Here is a 19,965-nt window from a genome sequence, read left to right on the forward strand (position 1 = left end):
GGTGATCGGTTGCAACGGCACGCGGGAAGGCTGCGGCGGGCCTATTTCAAGACGACCGAGTATACTTCGCACTCTTCGCGAACAGATCGTCATGTCCCCAACGTCTCCCAGAACTGGCCGACCGGCCTATGATCCGCGCCGTTTGCGCGAGATCTTCGACCGTCGCGCCGCCGCTTTCGACGACGTCGCGTTCCTGCCGCGCGAGATCGCGGACCGCATGCGCGAGCGTCTCGAATACATCAAGGTGGCGCCGGCGCGCGTCCTCGATGCGGCCTGCGGCGCGGGCGCGGACCTGCCGCGCTTGCGTGAGCGGTTCCCGGAGGCGTCGGTGCTGGGCGTCGATATTTCCTCCGGAATGCTCGCGCGCGCGCGCACGGCCGAGACCGCGGAAGCAGAAAGCGGCGCGGGCTGGCGGCGCTTGTTGCCGGCCACGCTCGCCAAAGCGTTCGGCGCGCGCGGTCCGCAACTCGCGCAGGCCGACTTCTCGGCGTTGCCGTTCGCATCGGCTGCATTCGAATTGCTGTGGTCGAACCTCGCGCTGCACTGGCATTCGCGGCCGGATCTCGTGTTTCCGGAATGGCAGCGCGTGCTCAAAGTCAACGGCTTGCTGATGTTCAGCACCTTCGGGCCGGACACGCTTCGCGAGCTGGCAGCGGCCTATCGCGAAGCCGAACGCACGCTCGGCCTCGCGCCGATGCCGCACACCATCGACTTCGTCGACATGCACGATCTGGGCGACATGCTCGTCGAGAGCGGCTTCGAAATTCCGGTGATGGATCAGGAAGTGCTGACGATCACCTACCGTTCGCCCGAATCGCTGCTCGCGGATGTCACGCGCTGGGGCGCCTATCCGTTCGAACGCGAGGCCGCGAGCGCCCGCGCGGACGCGAAAGCCTTGCGCCAAGCGGTGCACGAGGCGCTCGAAGCGCTGCGCCGCGACGACGGCACCATCCCGCTCACGTTCGAAGTGATCTATGGTCACGCGTGGAAAGCGGTGCCGCGAACGACGGCGGAGGGACATGGGATCGTTCGGCTGGAAGACATCGGACGCGGTCCGAGAAGGAACCGCTAACGCGTCGGAAAGGAGTTCGGGAGGCAGATCGGCGAGGCGGTAAAGAGGGTGCGTGTTATGTCATAAATTTGCGCGCGAAGGACACGCCGAAAGGTGCGTCAATTCGGCGCAGAGGCTTGTGCCATCTGGCTTTGCGACGTTTGCGCCCTTGCTTGTGGATGCCACCCAACCCGCCTATAATGCGTCAGTTTGTCGCCTGAACTGACACAAATTTGGGCAAAATCCGAGCAAAAGTATGTGATTGCGTGTGCGGATGGATGGAGGCAGCGATGCAGGTCAGCCAGACGCTGACGGAGTCTGAGCCGGTCATCAAGGACTGGCTGATGAAACGCAACTGCTCGGTGTCGCCGCGTCAGTTCGTGGGCTTCTATGTGTCGCTGGCGCTCTTTTCCCTTGCCGTCGCGACGCCGCTTTTTCTGAACGGCGCCTGGCTGGTGCTGCCGTTCACCGGAGTCGAGTTGACGGTCGTGACGGTCGCGTTCCTGATTCATGCGCGACACGCCGTCGATTACGAACGAATCCGGCTGTTTCAGAACCGGTTGTTGATCGAACAGATGAACGCCGAAGAATTGACGCGCTTCGAGTTCAATCCGCGCTGGGTGCGGGTCGAAACGGGCGCGACGCCGAGGGAACCGCTCACGATCGTATCGCGCGGGCAATCGGTGAAAGTCGGACAACACCTTGCACAGCATCGTCGCAAACAATTTGCTGCCGAACTGCAGGCGTCACTGAGGCGCCTCGCTTGAGGAGGAACCGGGTGTGGCAGGCGCGATGCGCAACGGGGTCGAGGGTTTGAATGGAAATTTTGGGTAAGGATGCTATGAAAACAATCAAGCGAGCCCTCTCGGGCGTGCTGGCGGCGGGCGCACTGCTCAATGCCGGCGTAGCCCTGGCGGTCAACGACAGTCCTGGCGGTCCCGCTGTGAATGAGATCAATTTCCAGCAGCCAGTGACGAAGATCGCCGAGGAGCTCTACGGCCTCCATATCTTCATGCTCATCATCTGTACCGTCATCTTCATCGGCGTGTTCGGGGTGATGTTCTATTCGGTCGTTAAGCATCGCAAGTCCAAGGGTTTCAAGCCCGCGCACTTCCACGAAAGCACCACGGTCGAAATCATCTGGACGATCGTGCCGTTCATCATCGTCATTTTGATGGCGCTGCCGGCCACCAAGGCCGTCGTCGCGATGAAGGACACCACCAACGCCGATCTGACCGTGAAGGTCACGGGCTACCAGTGGAAGTGGGGCTACGACTACGTGAAGGGCCCGGGCGAAGGCATCAGCTTCCTCTCGACGCTCTCCACGCCGCGCAGCCAGGTGAACGGCCAGACGCCGATTTCCGATACGTATCTACAGGAAGTCGACAACCCGCTCGTCGTGCCGGTCGACAAGAAGATCCGCATCATCACCACCGCGAACGACGTCGTTCACTCGTGGTACGTGCCGGCGTTCGGCGTGAAGCAGGACGCGATTCCCGGCTTCGTGCGCGACACGTGGTTCAAGGCGGAGAAGGTGGGCACGTATCGCGGCTTCTGCACGGAACTGTGCGGCAAGGAGCACGCGTACATGCCGGTCGTCGTGGAAGTGCTGTCCACCGACGACTACGCGAAGTGGGTCGACACGCAGAAGAAGAAAATGGCTTCTTCCGCCGACGATCCCAACAAGACCTACACGATGGACGAGCTGAAGACGCGCGGCGCGCAGATCTACGCGTCGAACTGCGCGGTCTGCCACCAGCCGACCGGCAAGGGCGCGGGCCAGTTCCCGGCGCTCGACGGCAGCAAGGTGGCGAACGGTCCGATCGCCGGTCACGTGAATATCGTGCTGCATGGCAAGGGCGCGATGCCGCCGTGGCAGACGACGCTGAACGACGTTGAAATCGCGTCGGTCGTTACGTACGAACGCAACACGTGGGGCAACCACACCGGCGACGTTCTGCAGCCGAAGCAGGTCGCGGACGCGCGCAACGGCAAGATGCCCGAAGGCGGCGATCACACGGCGGCAGCGGGCGGCGAAGCAGCGAGCGGCGCGGCGGCAAGCGGCGCGGCGGAAGCCAGCGCGCCGGCTGCGGCGTCTGGCGAGCAGTCGGCGCAGGGCGCGCTGCCGGCCAGCATCTACTTCGAAACGGGCAAGAGCGACCTGCCCGCTGACGCAAACAACGCAGTGCAGGCGGCCGCCGCTTACGTCAAGGCACATCCGGACGCGAAGATCGCGCTTTCCGGCTTCACGGATGCAACCGGCGGCGCCGACCTCAACGCGGACCTCGCCAAGAAGCGCGCGCAAGCCGTTCGCGACGCGCTCAAGGCGGCCGGTGTCTCGGAAGAACGCATCGTGTTGAAGAAGCCCGAGTCGGTCACGGGCGGCACGGATGCGAAAGAAGCACGCCGCGTAGAAATCAGTCCGGCTGCTTGACATGTCGCGCGTGCGTTTCTCCTTCGCTCAAGGCAACGGAGAAGCACGCGGGCAACGCCAAGTGCCTCGAGTATTCGCTTTAGGAGATGATTGTCATGTCTAGCATCGGACACGATGTAGTCGCGGGTCACGACCACGCGCACGACGACCATGCGCACGAAACGCCGCATGGTTGGCGCCGGTGGCTTTTCGCCACCAACCACAAGGACATCGGTACCTTGTATCTGCTGTTCTCGTTCATCATGTTCCTCTCCGGGGGCGTGATGGCGCTCGGCATTCGCGCCGAGCTGTTCGAACCGGGCCTGCAGATCATGCGCCCCGAGTTCTTCAATCAGCTGACCACCATGCACGGCCTCATCATGGTGTTCGGCGCGATCATGCCGGCGTTCGTCGGCTTCGCGAACTGGATGGTGCCGCTGCAGATCGGCGCATCGGACATGGCGTTCGCGCGCATGAACAACTTCAGCTTCTGGCTGCTGCCGGTCGCGGCCGTGCTGCTCGTCGGCTCGTTCTTCGTGCCGGGCGGCGCGACCGCCGCGGGCTGGACGCTGTACGCGCCGCTCTCGACGCAGATGGGCCCCGGCATGGACTTCGCGATTTTCGCCGTCCACATCATGGGCGCGTCGTCGATCATGGGCGGCATCAACATCGTCGTGACCATCCTGAACATGCGCGCGCCGGGCATGACGCTCATGAAGATGCCGATGTTCGCGTGGACGTGGCTCATCACCGCGTACCTGCTGATCGCCGTGATGCCGGTTCTGGCAGGCGCCATCACGATGGTGCTGTTCGACCGTCACTTCGGCACGTCGTTCTTCAACGCGGCGGGCGGCGGCGATCCGGTCATGTACCAGCACATCTTCTGGTTCTTCGGCCACCCCGAGGTGTACATCATGATCTTGCCGGCGTTCGGGATCGTGTCGCAGGTGATCCCGGCGTTCTCGCGCAAGCCGCTCTTCGGCTATAGCTCGATGGTGTACGCGACCGCGTCGATCGCGATTCTCTCGTTCATGGTGTGGGCGCACCACATGTTCGCCACCGGCATGCCGGTGACGGGCCAGCTGTTCTTCATGTACGCGACGATGCTGATCGCCGTGCCGACGGGCGTGAAGGTGTTCAACTGGGTCGCGACGATGTGGCGCGGCGCGCTGACCTTCGAAACGCCGATGCTCTTCGCGATCGGCTTCCTGTTCGTGTTCACGATGGGCGGCTTCACGGGCCTGATCCTTTCGATGGCCCCGCTCGACATCCAGATGCACGGCACGTACTACGTGGTCGCGCACTTCCACTACGTGCTGGTGGCCGGTTCGCTGTTTGCGCTGTTCGCGGGCTGGTACTACTGGTCGCCGAAGTGGACCGGCTGGATGTACAACGAAATGCGCGGGAAGATCCACTTCTGGGCGTCGATGATCTTCTTCAACATCACGTTCTTCCCGATGCACTTCCTGGGTCTCGCGGGCATGCCGCGCCGCTATGCGGACTACCCGGCGCAGTTCACCGACTTCAACCAGATCGCGACCATCGGCGCGTTCGGTTTCGGTCTCGCGCAGGTGTACTTCCTGTTTGCGGTCGCGCTGCCGACGTACCGCGGCGGTGGCGAGCATGAAAAGGCCAGCGACAAGCCGTGGGATGGCGCGGAAGGTCTCGAATGGACCGTGCCGAGCCCGGCGCCGTTCCATACGTTCGAGAACCCGCCGACCGTCGAATAAGTCGTCTCTCCGTTCTGTGAGGCTTCTGCGCGAAGCCTCACAGACTCCCGAGCAAGAAACGCATGGCCCCGAATCCACAAAAAAGACGCTCCCGCGAGGACATCCGCGCGGGCAACAAGCGGCTCGGTTTCATCATGGTATTGATCGCCGCCGTCTTTTTTCTGGGTATCGTCGTCAGGCAATACCTGTTGTCGCGAGGCTAACGTGTCCACTCAGCAGGAAGATTCTCATATCGACCGCTCGTTCAACCGGTCGATGCTGCTCAAGCTGTTCGTCGTCGCGGCGATGATGTTCGGCTTCGGCTTCGCGCTCGTGCCGATGTACCGCGCGATCTGCCAGATCACGGGCATCAACAATCTCGTGCAGCGCGATGTCGGCGCGCGCGAGGCGAAGAACACGCAGGTCGACGCGAGCCGTACCGTGTCCATCGAATTCGATGCGAACGCGCGCGGGCCGCTGCAATTCAAGCCGGAGCAGTCGAATCTCGACATTCACCCCGGCGAAGTGATGACGGTGATGTATCAGGTGACGAACGAGCAGGGGCGCACGGTGAAGGCGCAGGCCATTCCGAGCTACGCGCCGAAGCAGGCCACCGAGTATTTCAAGAAGATCGAATGCTTCTGTTTCACCCAGCAGACGCTCGCGCCGAACGAGACGAAGCGCATGCCGGTGGTGTTCGTCGTCGATCCGAAGCTGCCGAAGGACGTGAAGACCATCACGCTGTCGTACACGTTCTTCGAACTCGACGCGCCGAAGACGGTCGCGAAGGGAACGTGAACATCATGAACGGACGGACGCAGAAGGGCGGCGGGTTCGTGAAGCTGGTGAAGGCCGTGTTCTGGTCGTTCTTCGGCGTGCGGCGGCGGGCCGACCTGGAAAACGACGCCGCGCAGCTGAATCCGCTGCATCTGATCGCGGCTGGCGTGATTGGTGCTGCGCTTTTCATCGTCGTGCTGCTGGTGATCGTGCGCGCGGTGGTTCGGTAGGGCAACCCAAAGCGCGCTCGCGCCGAACGGCGCTGCGGCAAAATAATTCAAGCAACTGGATCGAAGTGGAGAATCAACGATGAGCGGTCAAAACGAGAGCCCGTACTATTTCGTGCCGCATCCGTCACGGCATCCGATCATGGCTGCGTGCGGCTTGCTGGTAATGCTGTCGTCGCTGGCGGCGTGGGTCAACGGGCATTCCTTGGCGCCGTTCGGCACGCTGCTCGGCCTGCTGTTTTTGCTGTTCGTGCTGTGGCACTGGTTCGGCGACGCGATCTCGGAATCCGAAGGCGGCATGTACGGCAAGCGCGTGGATGTGTCGTACCGCTGGAGCATGAGCTGGTTCATCTTCTCCGAAGTCATGTTCTTCGGCGCGTTCTTCGGCGCGCTGTTTTACGCGCGCGCCATCGCGCTGCACGAATTGGGCAGCCTCGACTACAAGCTGATCTGGCCGGACTTCTCCGCCGTGTGGCCGAACAACGGTCCCGCCGCGCTGGTTCCGCATTTCCGCGCGATGGTGCCGTGGCCCCTGCCGACCATCAACACGGCGCTGCTGCTTTCGTCCGGCGCGACGCTGACGGTGGCGCACCACGCGCTGCGGGAAGATCATCGCAAGAAGGCGATCGGCTGGCTCGCCGCGACCGTGCTGCTCGGCGTCATCTTCCTGTTCTGCCAGGGCTACGAATACTTCCACGCGTACAACGAACTGAACCTGACGCTCGCATCCGGCGTGTACGGCTCGACGTTCTTCCTGCTCACGGGCTTCCACGGCTTCCACGTGTTCCTGGGCGGCACGATGCTGGCTGTGGTGATGGTCCGGCTGATTCGCGGACACTTCACGCCGGAGCATCACTTCGCGTTCGAAGGCGCCGCGTGGTACTGGCACTTCGTGGACGTCGTGTGGCTCGGGTTGTACGTCGTCGTCTACTGGCTGTAACTGCGCGTCTCCGCGGGCTCAAGGCCCGCCGCGCAAGCACGCCGCCCTGACGTTCGAGGGCGGCGTTTTGTTTTGTTGCGCGACGTTGCCGCGACAATACGCCTCGTTCTTGCGAACCTTCGCGGCGGGTTATCGTCCGAGGGGAATGCCCGTCGACTGAATCCACCCCATCCAGTGAGCGAACAGGATGAACAGGAAGAGCGAAATGGACAGCCCGACGCGCATGGCGAGCGACCACACCATCCGCTTGGTCTTGCCGCGGTCGGTCATCATGAAGTACAGCGCCGAGGCGAGGCTGCCGAGAATGAGGATGAAAGCGATGGCGACGATAATGTGCATAAACCAGCCGGCAAAGTTGCTCAACTTGCCCGGATAACGCATCGAGCAGTATGGAAACGAGTCATCTCATTATCTCACTCGACGGATCGCGCCGCGCGGCGGCGCGCGCCGTCGCGCGGCGGCTGCGGTCATGAAGATTCGCTTCTGGCCCACGCTCGTCATCTTGATCGTCGTTGCCGTGACGGTGCGCCTCGGATTCTGGCAGCGCGACCGCGCGCATCAGAAAGAGGCGCTCAACGCGCGCATCACGGCCTTCGCGAATGCGCCGGCCACGCGCGTGGGCGTCGATCCGATTCCGCTGCAATCCGTCGAATTCCACCGGGTGCAGGCGCGCGGCGAGTTCATGCCGGAGCGCGTCGTCTATCTCGATAATCGTCCATATAACGACCAGCCGGGCTTTTATGTCGTGATGCCGCTTAAACTCGAGGGCGGCGGCTACGTGCTCGTCAATCGTGGATGGCTGCCGCGCAATCTGGCTGATCGCACAGGGATCGAGCCGTACGAGACGCCGAAGGGCGTCGTCGACGTCGAAGGCATTGCCCGCGCCAATCCGTCGCAGGCGTTTGAACTGGGAACGGGCGGGTCGGCCGGGCACCAGCAGATTCGCCAGAATCTCAGCATTCCGGCCTATGCCGCCGAAACCGGGCTCGCGTTTCAGCCGTTCGTGATCCAGCAGACGAACGACACGCACGACCGGCTCGTGCGCGACTGGCGCGCGCCGACGATGGGCGTCGAGCGCAATTACGGCTACATGCTCCAGTGGTGGGGCATGGCCGCCGCCGCCGTGGGCTTCGGGCTGTATGCCGCCCGCCGCGCCGCGAAGAAAGACGACACGCGTCTCGTAGACGACTCCGACGACGAAGCCGCCGGCCACGCTTGAGCTAACTCTCACCGAATTCTTGATGCCATCTCAACGTCCCACGACTGCCGACAAGCCCCGCACGCCCCCGAAAGGATCATGGATCAGCGGGCGCTGGATGCTCGTGCTGCTCGCGCTCGTCTGCGCGGCGCCGGTCATCGCTTCCTATCTGATGTACTACGTGTTCAAGCCAGCGGGCGGCACATCGAGCTATGGCGCGCTGATCGACCCGCAGCGGCCGATTCCTTCGCAACTCGTCGTCACCGACGAGAAAGGGCAGGCCATGCCGCTCAAGTCACTCGAAGGCAAGTGGCTGATGATCACCGTCAACGGCAGCGCTTGCGACGAGCAATGCGTCACGCGTCTCTATTACATGCGGCAAGTGCGCGTGCTGCAATCGGCGGAACGCGACCGCGTGGTCAACGTCTGGCTGCGCACGGATGACAAGCCCGTGGCCGATGTCATCAAGACGGCGTATCCGCAGCCGGACACGCGCATGCTGATCGCCGATCCGCGCGCGGTCGCGGACTGGCTGCCGGTCGCTGACGGCGGCAGCATCACGGACCACATCTATCTGGTGGACCCGAACGGCAATCTGATGATGCGCTTCCCGAAGAATCCCGATCCCAAGAAGATCAACGCGGATCTGGCGAAGCTGCTGAAGTGGTCGCGGATCGGCTAACACGCGGGTTGAAGGTGAAACATGAGTTATGTATTGCAGTTGGGGATGATCGGCTTATGCATTGCGCTGCTGCCGCTGTCCTTCGTCTGGGTAAAAGCCGATGACAACAAGTTCCGCAAGCTCGTCTGGCTGACCACGTTTCTGACGCTCGATCTGATCATGTTCGGCGGCTTTACGCGCCTGACCGATTCCGGCCTCGGCTGCCCGGACTGGCCGGGCTGCTACGGCACGTCGTCGCCGTTCATCGCGCACGCGCAGATTGCTGCCGCATATCAGGCGATGCCCACCGGCCCGGTCAGCATGGTCAAGGCGTGGATCGAAATGCTGCACCGCTACTTCGCGATGGCGATCGGCGTGCTGATCATCGCGCAGGTCATCATTGCGTGGACGGCGCGCATCAAGCGTCGTCCGCTGCACGTGTCGCCGTGGTGGCCCACCGGCATCCTGCTGCTGATCTGCCTGCAAGGCGCGTTCGGCGCGTGGACCGTCACGTTGAAGCTGCAACCGGTCATCGTCACGACGCATTTGCTGCTCGGACTCGCGCTGCTCGGCGCGCTCGGCTGGCTCGCGGCACGCCAGACGCCGATTCCGTCGCTCGATCCCGCAGCCGCGCGCTGGATGCCGGCCGCGCTCTTCGGCCTCGCGTTGCTCGTGGTGCAAATCGCGCTCGGCGGCTGGGTGAGCACGAACTATGCTGTACTGGCCTGCACGGACTTTCCACTTTGCAACGGCCAATGGATTCCGCCGATGAACTTCGAACACGGCTTTCACCTGTGGCGCGCGCTCGGCATGACGGGCGAAGGCGATGTGATCTCGCAGGACGCGCTCGTCGCGATCCACTGGACGCATCGCACGTTCGCGGTCGTCGTCGTGCTGTATCTGCTGTGGCTGGCCGCGAGATTGCGCCGCTTCGAATCGCTGCGCAAGCCGGCGAACGGCGTGCTCGCGGTCATCGTCATCCAGTTCTTGACCGGCATGTCGAACATCGTGCTGCAATGGCCGCTGCCTATTGCCGTCGCCCATAACGGCGGGGCCGCGATCCTGCTGCTCCTGCTCGTCATGCTAAACTTTCGAATCTCTTCCAGCCGTCCCGGCCGCGCCGCGCTTCCCGCACGCGACGTCGTTTCAGCGTGATGGCGCCTTCCCATGGATAGCACGACACTCAATTCCCCTCTCGGCAGCCGCGTCTCGCAATACATTGCGCTGACGAAGCCGCGCGTCACGCAGCTCGCCGTGTTCTGCGCCGTCATCGGCATGTTTCTCTCGACGCCCGGCATGGTTCCGTGGACGAAGTTGCTCGGCGGCGGCATCGGCATCTGGCTGCTGGCGGGCGCGGCGTTCGCCATCAACTGCCTCGTCGAGCAGAAAGTGGATGCGAAGATGCGCCGCACCGCATGGCGTCCGTCGGCGCGCGGGCAAATCACGAGCACGCAGATTCTGACCTTCTCCGCGGTGCTCGGCGGCATCGGCATGTGGACGCTGTACCGCTTCACCAATCCGCTGACGATGTGGCTCACGCTCGCGACTTTCGTCGGCTACGCGGTCATTTACACGCTGCTGCTCAAGCCGTACACGCCGCAGAACATCGTGATCGGCGGCGCGTCGGGCGCCATGCCGCCCGCGCTCGGCTGGGCGGCGGTCACGGGCGCGGTGCCCGGCGACGCGTGGATACTCGTGCTCATCATCTTCGTCTGGACGCCGCCGCATTTCTGGGCGCTCGCGCTGTATCGCCGCAAAGACTACGAGAACGCCGGCCTGCCGATGCTGCCCGTCACGCATGGCGAAAAGTACACGCTGCTGAACATTTTTCTGTACACCATCGTGCTGTTTGCGGTCACGTTGATGCCGTTCGTTTCCGGCATGAGCGGCGTCGTGTATCTGGCAAGCGCGGTCGGACTCGGTGCGGTGTTCTTGGGCTACACGTGGAAGCTGTATCGCGAATACTCGGACGCCCTCGCGCGCAAGACCTTCCGCTATTCCATCGTGTATTTGTCGTTGCTCTTCGGCGCGTTGCTCGTCGATCACTACGTTCGCACGGTGATCGGCGCATGAGGCAGATCGTCCGTCGGCTGTTCGCGCTGTTGGTCTGCGCGTTGGCCTTGTGCGCATGCGATAAGGCGCCCGATTTCAAGAACCTGGACATCACCGGCAACAAGCAGTTCGGCAGCGACTTTTCGTTGCCGGATACGACCGGAAAGACGCGCACGCTTGCCGACTTCAAAGGCAAGGCGGTCGTGCTGTTCTTCGGCTACACGCATTGCCCGGACGTTTGCCCGACGACGCTCGCGGAACTGTCGCAAGCCATGCAGCAACTCGGCGACAAGGCAAAGGACGTGCAAGTGCTGATGGTCACCGTCGATCCTGCGCGCGATACGCCCAACCTGCTCGGCCAGTACGTGACCGCGTTTAATCCGAGCTACATCGGTTTGCGCCCGGCCAATGACGCTGAACTGCAGAAGGTCGCGAAGGACTTCCGCGTGTACTACGCGAGGGCGGCAGGCAAGACGCCCGGCGACTACACGATGGATCACACCGCCGCGAGCTACGTGTTCGACAAGGACGGAGAGCTGCGGCTTTTCGCCCGCGACGGACAAGGCGTCGAACCGTGGGTCCACGATCTGAAGTTGCTGACCGACTGATCGTGAGAAGCGGCCTGCGGGCCGCTTTTGCGTTCTGCGTTATGGCTTCGACGGCTGCGGCAGGCTCCATCCCGGCGCAAGACGCGTCGCTTTGAATTCGATGATCTCGTAATGCGCGAGTTGCTGCCGGGCGAACGGATCTTCCGCGATGATCTCGTCGAGCCGCGCGCGTTCGATGCCCGACGCAATGATCACCCCGCCGTCGCGCGGAACCTTCGGCCCCGCCATCACGAAAACGCCCGCCGCGAAATAGCGTTCGAGGAAGAGGCGATGTTCTTCGAGCGCATCGTCGATTTCCGCGAGCGCGCCGGTGTATCGCAGGTTGATCACATACATGTTATCGCCGTTCGAAAGTGGGTCCCAGGCCCGATTCTAAGCGGACAGCGCGCCGGATATTCACATGAGGAAACTGTATTTCCGCTCGCACCAACGCTGTGCGAACATGCGGCACGCCGGCCCGACGCTCGCGCCGGAGCCGGCAACAAGTTATCCCGCAGTCATTTGCATTTGAAACAGGAAGACCATGCAGCGCAGAAATATGCTTAAAGGCCTGGCAGCCGTCGTCGCGTCGGCCGCGTTCGTCACGAGTCTCTCGGCACACGCCGACGACAAGGTCATCAAGGTCGGCACCATCAGCGGCCCTGACGCTCAGATTTGGCAAGTCGTGCAGAAGGTCGCCAAACGCGAGGGCCTCAACGTGAAGGTGGTCGAGTTCAACGACTACGTTCAGCCGAACGCCGCGCTGGACGCCGGCGATCTCGATGCGAACAGCTTTCAGCATCAGCCGTATCTGGACAGCCAGATCAAGCAGCGCGGCTACAAGATCGTGAGCGCGGGACTCACCTACATCTCGCCGCTCGGCGTGTACTCGAAGAAGCTGAAGTCGCTGAAGGACTTGGCGCAAGGCGCGAAGGTCGCGGTGCCGAACGATCCGTCGAACGAGAATCGCGCGCTGTTGCTTCTGCAGTCGCAAGGCGTCATCAAGCTGAAGGCGGGCGCGGGTGCGAACGGCAACAACGCGACGGCGCTCGATGTCGCGGAGAATCCGAAGAAGATCAAGCTGGTGGAACTCGACGCCGCGCAATTGCCGCGCACGCTTGCTGATGTGGACGCCGCCGCCATCAATACGAACTTCGCGCTGGCTGCGGGCCTGCAGCCGACGAAAGATGCGATCGCGCTCGAAGACGTGCATAGCCCGTACGCGAACCTGATCGCGGTGCGCACGAAGGACAAGGATCAGCCGTGGGTGAAGAAGCTGGTCGCCGCGTACCAGTCCGACGACGTGCGCCAGTTCCTGAAGAGCGAGTTCAAGGGCTCGGTTGTGCCTTCGTTCTAAGCGACGGCAAACTCATGAGCGAAACGGCGTCTCCTGGAGACGCCGTTTTCATTTGCGAGGTCTAGTCGGCGTAGATGCGCCGCAACTCGCGCTCCCAGACGAGGCTTGCGTCCACGCCCTGTTGCGCCTTGAATCCGGTGCGCATGAAAAGCCCGCACAAATCTTCGCGCGCTTGATCGAGCCGGCACACGACGCTCGCGTAGCCCGCGCCCTGCGCGAAGTTCGTGCACGCGGCGACGAGCTGTTCGCCGAGACCCCGGCGGCGCGCGCCCGGCTCCACGAACAACAACTCGATGCTCGCCCGGCCGTCTGAAGCGGCGGTCAGCAACGCGGCGCCAACGCGCGCGTCGCCTTCCTGCTCCGCGACCCAGCACGCAATACGCGGGGTGTTCGTCTGCATGGCGCCGAGAAAGCGCGACACGACCCTTGCTGCGTGGGCCTCGTAGGAGAGACTCGCGCGGTCCGAGACGTCGAGGTGCGCGTGACGTTCGATCATCCAGCCGAAGTCGCCGCAGCGGGGACTGCGCAGGCGCGTGGGCGCAACCTGTGAAGCCGGCGACAACAGCCGCTCGATGTCCGCCATGGCCAGCGACAATTGCTCGATCTCGCCCGGCGCGAGCGCATTCAATAGCGACGCCGTTTCGGAGGAGACGTGCAGATCGAGCTCGTCGACCTTGGCCTTCGCTTCGGGCGTCATGGTGAGCAGATGCGCGCGGCCGTCCGATTCGTTCTTTCGGCGCACGACGAGACCGAGCTTCTGGAAATTGGTGATGAGACGGCTGAGATATCCCGTATCCAGCCCAAGGTTGCGCGACAGATCCGCGGCGGTGTGCGCGCGTTCGTGCGCGAGCTCGTGAAGAATGCGTACTTCCGTCAAGGAAAAGTGGCTCTTATGTAGGCGTTCGTGAAAAGCGCCTGCGTGACGCGCGTAAAACCGGTTGAAGCGCCGCACGGCCTCGACAGCCCGACTCCGATCAAAACATCCCATTGGCCTTTGCTCTCTCAAAAATATGTGGTTCTATTTGAATTAGTTGCGATTCCGAACTAATGAACGCATTGTGCCAAAGAAAGCACGATCGTGCGAATACGAAAATGCCCGAATTTCCGGCGCCTTCTGACAGTGGACGGCGACTGGTTCCATTCTGCCCGCTATGCGGGTAAGTCCCGATAGCGGTGTTCTTGCGACATCACCGTCTGAACAAGTTGTAACTTATTGAATCCAGACGGAATTTGACTTCCACCACGAGGCATTCGACGCGCGTTGACTGGTATTATGTTGGTTATATAATGGGCTCGACTCAACGGGGCGTGGGGTTCTTTCATGAGAGGAAATTGGAAGAATCTCACCCCGGACGAACGCAGTGATACGCCGCTTTATCTCCAGCTTGCCGCGCGTCTGGCTTCGGCCATTCACGCAGGCACATGGTCGGCGGGAGAGGCGCTGCCTTCGGAGCGCACGTTGTCGGAGGGCGTCGGCGTATCGCGTATCACGGCGCGCAAGGCAATCGCTTTGCTCGTCGAACAAGGGTTGATCAGGCGCGTGCGCGGCGCGGGCAATTTCATCACGCCGCGCGTCGAAGATCCGTTGTCCCGACTGACCGGCTTCACGCGCAAGATGGAGCAGCGCGGTTTCCTGCCCGATTCTGTGTGGCTCGGCCGCGGACTGAGGCCCGCGAATCGCGAGGAGAGCGTGCATCTGGGTTTGTCGCCCGGCGCGGTCGTCGCGAGTCTCAGGAGATTGCGGCGGGCGGACGGCATCGTGATGGCCGTCGAGCATTCCACGCTGCCTGCTTGGCTTGTGCCGGACCCGCTGCTCATCGGCGCGTCGCTGTACCGGTATCTGGAGGAGCGCGGTCAGGCAGTGGTGCGCGCGTTGCAGCACTTTCGCGCGGTGAACGCGAGCGCCGAAGTCGCCCGGCTGATGGACGTCGCGCCCGGCGCCGCGCTGCTCGTGATCACGCGCATCGGTTATTCGGCGCAACGGCGGGCGATCGAACTAACGAATACGTATTGCCGCGACGACTACTACGACTTCGTCGCGGAGTTGCATCGATGAGCGCGGGTGCAGCACGGCCGGCGTCATCAGGCATCGAAAGAAGAGAGCAACAAAGAGAACGAGAGGACCAAAAGAAGCCGTTCGCCGGCCGCGCACCGAAACATCCGCGCAGGCCAGCGTGCTCGCAGCACGGCGCGAACCGCACCTGAACCTCCTACGCATTGCGTACTTCCAGAGAACTTCATGCTGAAAGGAAACATACTGACGAACGACGGCTGGATTCACGGCACCGTGCGTTTCGAGAACGGCCGCGTGACGGCGCTCGAAGGTCACATAGCCGATCCGACGTCGAATGACGCGCCGTACATCCTGCCGGGTTTCATCGACTTGCACGTGCACGGCGGCGGCGGCCGCGACATCATGGAAGGTGGCGACGCGGCCGATACCGTCGCGCGCCAGCACGCGCAACACGGCACGACTAGCCTGCTCGCCACGACGATGACCGCGCCGCGCGATGAACTGATGCAGGTCGTCGCCGGTCTCGGCGAACAAGCGAAGCGGCGCGCGCCGAGCGGCGCGCGCGTGCTGGGCGTGCATCTCGAAGGACCGTACATCAATCCGGGCAAGCTCGGCGCGCAGCCGGACGCCGCCGCCATCGCCGTGCGCGACGAAGTGCTCAAGTACCTGGATCTCGCGCCGATTCGCGTCGTGACCATCGCGCCGGAGATTTCGGGTCATCTCGACGTCATCTCCGAGATGGCGGCGCGCGGCGTGCGCGTGCAACTGGGCCATTCGCTCGGCACGTACGACGACGCCGTCAACGCGCTCAAGCACGGCGCGCGCGGCTTCACGCATCTCTTCAACGCGATGTCGCCGCTGCATCATCGCGATCCCGGCATGGTCGGCGCGGCGCTCGCGCATGCGGAGTACGCCGAACTGATTCCCGACCTGCTGCACGTTCACCCCGGCGCGATCCGCGCCGCCATGCGCGCCATTCCGCGACTCTATGTCGTGACCGACAGCACGTCGGCCGCCGGCATGCCGGACGGCGAATACCGCCTCGGCAGCCAGCACGTCACCAAGTGCATGGGCGGCGTGCGTCTCGCGGACGGCACGCTCGCAGGCAGCACGCTGACCATGGATCAGGCGCTGCGCAATCTCGTCTCGCTGGGCATTCCGCTCGCGGACGTTTCGAATCGCTTGTCGCGCTATCCCGCCGACTATCTCGGGCTCGAAGACCGCGGCCGCATCGCGCGCGGCGCGTGGGCCGACATGGTCGTGCTCGACCGGGACTTCGCGCTGACCGCCACTTATGTCGAAGGAGAATCGATTGTCGAATATGCTCACTGAGGCGCTGGAGTCCGCGGATGTCGTCGCGGCCCAACTCGCCGATACCTCGCGCATCGAGGCGCTCGCCGTGAAACTCGCGGAGCAGCCGCGTCACGTCGCGTTGACCGTCGCTCGCGGCAGTTCGGACCACGCCGCCAGTTATTTCGCCAGCCTGACGATGAGCCGCATCGGCGTGCCGGTCGCGTCGCTACCGATGTCCGTCGCCACGTTGCAGCAAGCGCCGCTGCGCGTGTCCGGCCAGCTTGCCGTGGCGTTCTCGCAGTCGGGCAAGAGCCCGGATCTCGTCGGCACCATGCAGGCGTTGCGCGAAGCGGGCGCATTCACCGTCGCGGCCGTCAACGTCGCCGGCTCGCCGCTGGAAAACGCCTGCGAATACTATCTGCCGCTGCTCGCCGGACCGGAGCTTTCGGTTGCCGCGACCAAGAGCTATATCGCGATGCTGTCGCTGTCGGCCATCGTGATCGCGCACGTTCAGCGCGACGCCGAACTGCTGAACGCGCTGAAGTCGCTGCCGGATGCGCTGCGCGCGGCGGGCAAGCTCGACTGGACGCGCGCCGTGGATGAACTGAAGGGCGTCGACCGCATGATCGTCGTCGGGCGCGGCCTCGGGCTCGCCATCGCACAGGAAGCGGCGCTCAAGCTGAAGGAAACGTCCGGCATTCAGGCCGAAGCGTTCTCGAGCGCGGAAGTGCGTCATGGTCCGATGGAGATCATCGACCGCGACTATCCGCTGCTCGTGTTCGCGCCGCGCGGGCCGGAGCAGGCGGGTCTCATCCAGTTGGCCGCGGACATGCGCGCGCGCGGCGCGCGCGTGTTGCTCGCAGCACCCGACGACGTGCCCGGCGCCGAGTTGCCGCTCGTCGCCACCGACCACCCGGCGCTCGATCCGATCGCCGCGATCCTTTCGTTCTACGTGATGGCCGCGGGTCTTGCCGCCGCGCGCGGGCGCAACCCCGACGCGCCGCGCCACCTGAACAAGGTCACCGAAACCCATTGAGTGAGATAGACGATGCGCCGTGCCGAGGAGTCCGTGTTGAACCATTCCACCGATAACCCGAGCGATATCGTTCTGCTCGCTCCGTTTACCGGTCCCGTCGTGCCGCTCGCCGACGTGCCCGACCCTGTGTTCGCGCAGGGGATGTTCGGCGACGGCATCGGCATCGATCCGCTCGATAACGTGCTTCTCGCGCCGTGCGACGGCACGGTGACGCATCTGGCGCGCACGCATCACGCGGTCACGCTGCGCACGGCAGCGGGCGCGGAAATTCTCGTGCATATCGGCATCGACACCGTCGAGCTGGGCGGCGAGGGCTTCGCGCCGATGGTCGAACAAGGCGCGACCGTGCGCGCGGGCCAGCCGCTCATCGAATTCAACGCGGATTTCGTCGCGCAGCACGCGCCGAGTCTCGTCTCGGTGATCGCGGTCGCCAATAGCGACGCGTTCGAGGTCGCAGAGCGCGCCGGCCGTGGCGTGCTGAAGGCGGGCGCGCGCATGCTCGTGCTGCGCGCGAAGGACGGCGCGGCGGCGCACGTGGCGCGTTCGTCGTCGAACGTGATGACCGAAGCGCGGCGCACCGTCACGCTGGCCCACGCGGGCGGCTTGCACGCGCGGCCGGCGGCGCGGGCGCGGGAAGCGGCGCGCGGCCTCGACGCAAAGGTCGAAGTGCGCTTCGAAGGCCGCAAGGCGCCGGTCGAAAGCGTGGTCGGCCTGCTCGGGCTCGGCGCGGGCGAGGGCGCGACCATCGAACTCGTCGGCATCGGCGCGCAGGCGCAAGAAGCGGTGGATGCCGTCGCCACCGAACTGCTGCGCGCGGCGCAAGGCGAAGTCGAAGAGACGCCCGCGCGCGAGAAGTCTCCCGCGCCGGCCGCGGCGGTCCGCGCGTCCGCTGAGCCGCTGCCGCCGAACACGCTCGCAGGTGTGTGCGCGGCGCCGGGCATCGCGGTCGGCAAGCTGGTGCGCTGGGACGATCAGGAAATCGTGCCGCCGGAACAGGCGAGCGGTCCGTCGGCGGCGGAAAGCCGCGCGCTGGATAAAGCCATCGCGCAAGTCGATGCCGACCTCGAAGTCACCGTGCGCACCGCGTCGCAGCGCGGCGCGGTCGGCGAAGCGGGCATTTTCGCGGTGCATCGCGTGCTGCTGGAAGACCCGACGCTCGTCGATGCCGCGCGCGATCTGATCAGCCTCGGCAAGAGCGCGGGCTTCGCGTGGCGCGAGGCGATCCGCGCGCAGATCGCGCTGCTGAATAACGTGAACGACGCGCTGCTCGCCGAACGCGCGGCCGACCTGCGCGACATCGAAAAGCGCGTGCTGCGCGCGCTCGGTCTCACGAATACGGCGGCGCGCGCGTTGCCGGAGGAAGCCGTGCTCGCGGCCGTCGAGTTCACGCCGTCGGATCTGGCGTCGATCGACCGCACGCGCGTCACCGCGCTTGTGATGTCGCGCGGCGGCGCGACCTCGCACGCGGCGATCATCGCGCGGCAGATCGGCATTCCGGCGCTCGTCGCCATCGGCGATGCGCTGCACGGGATTGCTGAAGACGCGCAGGTGGTCGTGGATGCGTCGGCGGGCCGCCTCGAATATGCGCCGAGCGCGCTGGATGTCGAGCGGGCGCGTCACGAGCGCGAGCGTCTCGCAGGCGTGCGCGAGGCGAACCGCAAGATGTCGCAGCAAGCGGCATCGACGCGCGACGGCCGTCATGTCGAAATCGCAGCGAACATCGCCACGCTCGACGACGCCAAGGCCGCCGTCGAGAACGGCGCGGACGCCGTGGGCCTCTTGCGCACCGAACTGCTGTTCATTCATCGCCAGGCTGCGCCGACGGTCGCGGAACACACGTCGAGCTATCAGGAAATCGTCGAGGCGCTGGCCGGCCGCAGCGCGATCATTCGCACGCTGGATGTCGGCGCCGACAAGGAAGTGGACTATCTGACGCTGCCGCCCGAAGAGAATCCGGCGCTCGGCTTGCGCGGCATCCGGCTCGCGCAAGTGCGCCCCGATCTGCTCGACGACCAATTGCGCGGCCTGCTCGCCGTCAAGCCGGCGGGCGCGGTCCGCATTCTCCTGCCGATGGTCACCGATGCCGGCGAACTGCAGCGCCTGCGGGCGCGCATCGACGAACTGGCGCGCGAAGCCGGACGCACGGAGCCGGTGGAAGTCGGCGTGATGATCGAGGTGCCGTCGGCGGCGATGCTGGCCGATCAACTCGCGAAGTACGCGGATTTCTTCTCGATCGGCACGAACGATCTCACGCAATACACGCTCGCGATGGACCGCTGCCAGCCCGATCTCGCCGCGCAGTCCGACGGCCTGCATCCGGCCGTGCTGCGGCTCATCAAAACGACGGTGCAGGGCGCGGAAAAGCACGGCAAGTGGGTTGGCGTGTGCGGCGCGCTCGGCGGCGATCCGCTCGCGGTGCCGCTGCTCGTGGGCCTCGGCGTGACGGAACTGTCGGTGGATCCGTCCGCGGTGCCGGGCATCAAGGCGCGCGTGCGCAATCTCGATTACCAGCTTTGCCGTCAGCGCGCGGAAGACGTGCTCGCGCTCGAATCGGCGCAGGCAGTAAGAGCGGCCAGCCGCGAAATCTGGCCGCAGGACTAAACGCTTGATGCTTCTTTCCTAGCCACAACCCGAGCAGCAACGACAAGAC

The 19,965-nt window shown here is 64.3% G+C and carries 21 protein-coding genes; 18 read left to right on the forward strand and 3 right to left on the reverse strand.

Annotated features, from left to right (window positions below; all coding sequences use genetic code 11):
* Nucleotides 1–91: 91 nt before the first annotated feature.
* The 8 genes from JYK05_RS00920 (at nt 92) to JYK05_RS00955 (ending at nt 7,117) form a co-directional block, all read left to right on the forward strand.
* Nucleotides 92–1,072 (forward strand): methyltransferase domain-containing protein, encoded by a 981-nt coding sequence (locus tag JYK05_RS00920; protein ID WP_175939241.1) that lies wholly within the window; start codon nt 92–94, stop codon nt 1,070–1,072.
* Between the two features lie 269 nt (nt 1,073–1,341).
* Nucleotides 1,342–1,818, forward strand: a complete 477-nt coding sequence (locus tag JYK05_RS00925) for a DUF2244 domain-containing protein (RefSeq protein WP_175939242.1) — start codon at nt 1,342–1,344, stop codon at nt 1,816–1,818.
* 50 nt (nt 1,819–1,868) lie between these two features.
* The gene (gene coxB, locus JYK05_RS00930; RefSeq protein WP_175939244.1) at nt 1,869–3,485 is read left to right on the forward strand and encodes a cytochrome c oxidase subunit II; all 1,617 of its coding nucleotides are present in this window, start codon (nt 1,869–1,871) and stop codon (nt 3,483–3,485) included.
* 95 nt (nt 3,486–3,580) lie between these two features.
* Nucleotides 3,581–5,194, forward strand: coding sequence for a cytochrome c oxidase subunit I (gene ctaD / locus JYK05_RS00935; RefSeq protein ID WP_175939245.1), 1,614 nt, complete (start codon nt 3,581–3,583; stop codon nt 5,192–5,194).
* Between the two features lie 62 nt (nt 5,195–5,256).
* The gene (locus tag JYK05_RS00940; protein ID WP_175939247.1) at nt 5,257–5,397 is read left to right on the forward strand and encodes a cytochrome oxidase small assembly protein; all 141 of its coding nucleotides are present in this window, start codon (nt 5,257–5,259) and stop codon (nt 5,395–5,397) included.
* Between the two features lies 1 nt (nt 5,398).
* Nucleotides 5,399–5,971, forward strand: coding sequence for a cytochrome c oxidase assembly protein (locus JYK05_RS00945; protein WP_175939249.1), 573 nt, complete (start codon nt 5,399–5,401; stop codon nt 5,969–5,971).
* 5 nt (nt 5,972–5,976) lie between these two features.
* Nucleotides 5,977–6,180, forward strand: a complete 204-nt coding sequence (locus JYK05_RS00950) for a DUF2970 domain-containing protein (protein WP_175939251.1) — start codon at nt 5,977–5,979, stop codon at nt 6,178–6,180.
* A 79-nt stretch (nt 6,181–6,259) separates the two neighbouring features.
* Complete coding sequence (locus tag JYK05_RS00955; RefSeq protein ID WP_175939252.1) at nt 6,260–7,117, forward strand: cytochrome c oxidase subunit 3; 858 nt, start codon at nt 6,260–6,262, stop codon at nt 7,115–7,117.
* Between the two features lie 129 nt (nt 7,118–7,246).
* Here the strand turns inward: JYK05_RS00955 and JYK05_RS00960 are convergent, their stop codons facing one another.
* Nucleotides 7,247–7,456, reverse strand: a complete 210-nt coding sequence (locus tag JYK05_RS00960) for a twin transmembrane helix small protein (protein WP_175939254.1) — start codon at nt 7,454–7,456, stop codon at nt 7,247–7,249.
* A gap of 130 nt (nt 7,457–7,586) precedes the next feature.
* Here JYK05_RS00960 and JYK05_RS00965 point away from each other — a divergent pair, with 130 nt between their 5' ends.
* From JYK05_RS00965 to JYK05_RS00985, 5 genes are read left to right on the forward strand one after another with little or no spacing between them, the layout of a single operon-like run.
* Nucleotides 7,587–8,336, forward strand: a complete 750-nt coding sequence (locus JYK05_RS00965; RefSeq protein ID WP_206467424.1) for an SURF1 family protein — start codon at nt 7,587–7,589, stop codon at nt 8,334–8,336.
* Between the two features lie 22 nt (nt 8,337–8,358).
* On the forward strand, nt 8,359–8,997 hold the full coding sequence (locus JYK05_RS00970) for a cytochrome C oxidase subunit I (protein WP_206467425.1): 639 nt from the start codon (nt 8,359–8,361) through the stop codon (nt 8,995–8,997).
* A 21-nt stretch (nt 8,998–9,018) separates the two neighbouring features.
* Entirely contained in the window at nt 9,019–10,131 is a 1,113-nt protein-coding gene (locus tag JYK05_RS00975; RefSeq protein ID WP_175939260.1) for a heme A synthase, read from the forward strand.
* A 12-nt stretch (nt 10,132–10,143) separates the two neighbouring features.
* The gene (gene cyoE, locus JYK05_RS00980) at nt 10,144–11,049 is read left to right on the forward strand and encodes a heme o synthase (protein WP_175939263.1); all 906 of its coding nucleotides are present in this window, start codon (nt 10,144–10,146) and stop codon (nt 11,047–11,049) included.
* Nucleotides 11,046–11,636, forward strand: coding sequence for an SCO family protein (locus JYK05_RS00985; RefSeq protein ID WP_175939264.1), 591 nt, complete (start codon nt 11,046–11,048; stop codon nt 11,634–11,636). Before cyoE ends, JYK05_RS00985 begins: the two co-directional genes overlap by 4 nt.
* Before the next feature lie 39 nt (nt 11,637–11,675).
* Here JYK05_RS00985 and JYK05_RS00990 read toward each other — a convergent pair whose 3' ends face one another.
* On the reverse strand, nt 11,676–11,972 hold the full coding sequence (locus JYK05_RS00990; RefSeq protein ID WP_206467426.1) for a YciI family protein: 297 nt from the start codon (nt 11,970–11,972) through the stop codon (nt 11,676–11,678).
* Nucleotides 11,973–12,159: 187 nt separating this feature from the next.
* Between JYK05_RS00990 and JYK05_RS00995 the strand changes: the two genes are divergently transcribed.
* Nucleotides 12,160–12,972 carry a MetQ/NlpA family ABC transporter substrate-binding protein gene (locus tag JYK05_RS00995; protein WP_206467427.1) on the forward strand — a complete coding sequence of 271 codons (813 nt, stop codon included), beginning with the start codon at nt 12,160–12,162 and terminating at the stop codon, nt 12,970–12,972.
* A 61-nt stretch (nt 12,973–13,033) separates the two neighbouring features.
* On the opposite strand, the gene JYK05_RS01000 is transcribed toward JYK05_RS00995, so the two are convergent.
* Nucleotides 13,034–13,849 (reverse strand): bifunctional helix-turn-helix transcriptional regulator/GNAT family N-acetyltransferase, encoded by an 816-nt coding sequence (locus JYK05_RS01000; protein ID WP_241269819.1) that lies wholly within the window; start codon nt 13,847–13,849, stop codon nt 13,034–13,036.
* A gap of 444 nt (nt 13,850–14,293) precedes the next feature.
* Between JYK05_RS01000 and JYK05_RS01005 the strand changes: the two genes are divergently transcribed.
* The 4 genes from JYK05_RS01005 to ptsP all read left to right on the forward strand — a co-directional run bounded on the left by JYK05_RS01005 (nt 14,294) and on the right by ptsP (nt 19,916).
* Nucleotides 14,294–15,028 (forward strand): GntR family transcriptional regulator, encoded by a 735-nt coding sequence (locus tag JYK05_RS01005; protein WP_175939272.1) that lies wholly within the window; start codon nt 14,294–14,296, stop codon nt 15,026–15,028.
* Between the two features lie 183 nt (nt 15,029–15,211).
* Nucleotides 15,212–16,318 carry an N-acetylglucosamine-6-phosphate deacetylase gene (nagA, locus tag JYK05_RS01010; protein ID WP_206467429.1) on the forward strand — a complete coding sequence of 369 codons (1,107 nt, stop codon included), beginning with the start codon at nt 15,212–15,214 and terminating at the stop codon, nt 16,316–16,318.
* Nucleotides 16,308–17,315, forward strand: a complete 1,008-nt coding sequence (locus tag JYK05_RS01015) for an SIS domain-containing protein (protein ID WP_175940581.1) — start codon at nt 16,308–16,310, stop codon at nt 17,313–17,315. The genes nagA and JYK05_RS01015 overlap by 11 nt, the downstream gene beginning before the upstream one ends.
* Nucleotides 17,316–17,327: 12 nt before the next feature.
* Nucleotides 17,328–19,916: a phosphoenolpyruvate--protein phosphotransferase gene (gene ptsP / locus JYK05_RS01020; RefSeq protein ID WP_206467430.1), complete on the forward strand. Its 2,589-nt coding sequence runs from the start codon at nt 17,328–17,330 to the stop codon at nt 19,914–19,916.
* Nucleotides 19,917–19,965: the final 49 nt, after the last annotated feature.

The organism is Caballeronia sp. M1242, assembly GCF_017220215.1.
In the GTDB taxonomy this organism is placed as follows: Bacteria; Pseudomonadota; Gammaproteobacteria; order Burkholderiales; family Burkholderiaceae; genus Caballeronia.